This is a genomic window from Cellulophaga baltica (assembly GCF_018861125.1).
Classification (GTDB): Bacteria; Bacteroidota; Bacteroidia; order Flavobacteriales; family Flavobacteriaceae; genus Cellulophaga; species Cellulophaga baltica_A.
The window spans coordinates 168,498-170,732 of the sequence record NZ_JAHKQN010000029.1 but is presented as its reverse complement, the minus strand read 5'-3'; the positions used below and the strand labels follow the sequence as shown (position 1 = coordinate 170,732).

3 protein-coding genes are annotated in these 2,235 nt (G+C 25.8%); all 3 read left to right on the top strand.

From position 1 onward, the window contains the following. Positions 1-275 precede the first annotated feature (275 nt). Positions 276-407, top strand: a complete 132-nt coding sequence (locus KO500_RS17520) for a hypothetical protein (protein ID WP_289847685.1) — start codon at positions 276-278, stop codon at positions 405-407. 308 nt (positions 408-715) lie between these two features. Continuing rightward, positions 716-1,075 (top strand): BlaI/MecI/CopY family transcriptional regulator, encoded by a 360-nt coding sequence (locus KO500_RS14900; protein WP_215957357.1) that lies wholly within the window; start codon positions 716-718, stop codon positions 1,073-1,075. Next, positions 1,075-1,857, top strand: a complete 783-nt coding sequence (locus tag KO500_RS14895) for a M56 family metallopeptidase (protein ID WP_215957356.1) — start codon at positions 1,075-1,077, stop codon at positions 1,855-1,857. The genes KO500_RS14900 and KO500_RS14895 overlap by 1 nt, the downstream gene beginning before the upstream one ends. Positions 1,858-2,235 lie beyond the last annotated feature (378 nt).

The following is a 2,235-nucleotide window of genomic DNA, read 5'->3' as shown; positions in this document are numbered from 1 at the left end:
TAGGAATCACATATAAATTGTTATTTTACTTGTTCTTTTTTCTAATATTAACCGAAAGATTGGATTTTGAACATAATAAAAACCAAAAAAGTAAATTTAGCAGTCGCTAAAACGTAAAGTTTTCAGCTGAGCTACATAAAAGTTTTCCACTGTATTTATTAAATCTTTAGAATTGGTAAATCCAGCTATATAAAACTACCATTCACCGAATTGTGGTTTAATAAAGAAAATGTGCACAATATCTTTGCTGTAAGAAAACCACTAAATATTGAGCCATGAAAGATGATACTAAAAAACATATGACAGATCACATAAACATCAAACGCTTTTTAATAAGTATATTAATTACTTTAGCATTCTTTTTAGTAGCAATTAGCGCTAGTACACTTGTAAATTCATTTTTTTAAAAGAGTTTATACGTTAAATCTGCTCAACTTCAAATATTTAAGTTCCTTTAAATATTACTTTTTTATTCTACACTGTATATTATTACACTAAATTAATATCTCTTATTAATATTAAGTTGTAATTTTCTGTTGCTTATATTTAAAACTACACCACAAAAACCAAATCTCAAAAAGATTATTCTATAGTTTTATAGACACCTCCATTTCCTATTTAAACCAACTTGAAACCTAAAATTTTAGTTAAATAACTACAAAAACAGTTTTAAAACTATTTTTATAGTTACATTTGAGAAGTAAATAATTTTCAAATGAAAAAACTTACCAATAAAGAAGAAGAAATAATGATGATTTTGTGGAATCTCAAAAAAGCATTTGTAAAAGATGTATTAGCTGAGATAAAGGAAGACAAACCCCACTACAACACATTATCTACAATAATTAGAAATTTAGAAGAAAAAAAATATGTTACATACGTGGCATATGGTAAAACCCATCAATACTACCCTTTGATATCTAAAGAAGATTATCGTAAAAAATTTATGAGTCAAGCTATTGAAAATTATTTTAGTAATTCTTATAAAAATCTTGTTTCCTTTTTCGCTTCAGAAGAAAAGATATCTGTTTCAGATCTTAAAGAGATTATCGAACATATAGAAAATAAAAAATAATGGAAGCATTCTTAATTTATCTTTTAAAAAGCTCTGGAATTCTCTTTATTTTCTGGTTGATATTTACATCAATATTAAAAAAAGATACACTTTTTAAAACTCACAGACTTTACTTATTAGGCGGTATTATTATTAGTACATTTCTCCCATTCTTGGAGTTTACAAAATCCGTTATAATTTCTTCGCCACAGAATTTAATTTTTCACGAAGTAAAAAATAGTATTTCTAGTAATGATAGCATTTTTATCATTAATTGGCCGCTGATATTATTTACAATATACACTTTAGGTGTCGTATTTTTCTCTGTTCGCCTACTAATTCAATTTATTTCTTTAAAAAAAATACTTAATAAATGCATTACTACAAAAGATGGTGGTTACACTATTGCTCAAACAAATGAAGATATAAATCCATTTTCTTTTTTCAATACTATTGTAATTAATCCTGAACTTTACTCAAGTGAGAATTACAACGCAATTCTCATTCATGAAAAAACACATGCTTCACAAAAACATTCTATAGATATGTTGTTAGTACAGTTAATTAGTATCTATCAATGGGTGAATCCGTTTGTTTGGCTTTACAAAAAAATTATTAGCCAGAATCTAGAATTTATTACTGATGCGGAAAGCATAAATATACTTGATGATAAAAAAGCTTATCAATATTTATTGCTAGATCAAACATGTCATTATTACCAAAAAACATCAATTACAAATACATTTTATAATTCATTAATCAAAAAACGAATCGTTATGTTAAATCAACAAAAATCAAATTAATGCACTTAAATACGCTATAATTGCACCACTACTTGTAGCATTTATTATCCTTTTTAACACTAAAACTATTGCTCAAACCACAAAAAATAATTCAACTGTTAGTCATGGGATAACAATTAATAATTATGAGTTTTTTATTAATAAAAACTCCACAGATGAGTATTTAGATAAGGGAGTCTCAACTTTAAAAGAAAAGTACACAATAGATTTAAAGTTCTCTAAAATTAAAAAAAATTCTAAGGGTGAGATTACAGCTATTAAGGCTTCATTTAAAACCAACAATGGTAAAAATGGTGTTTATAACGTATCAAGTAGCGAGCCTATTAAAAATTTCGTCTTTTCCGTAACACATAATGACAGAAAAGAACCTGAAAACAT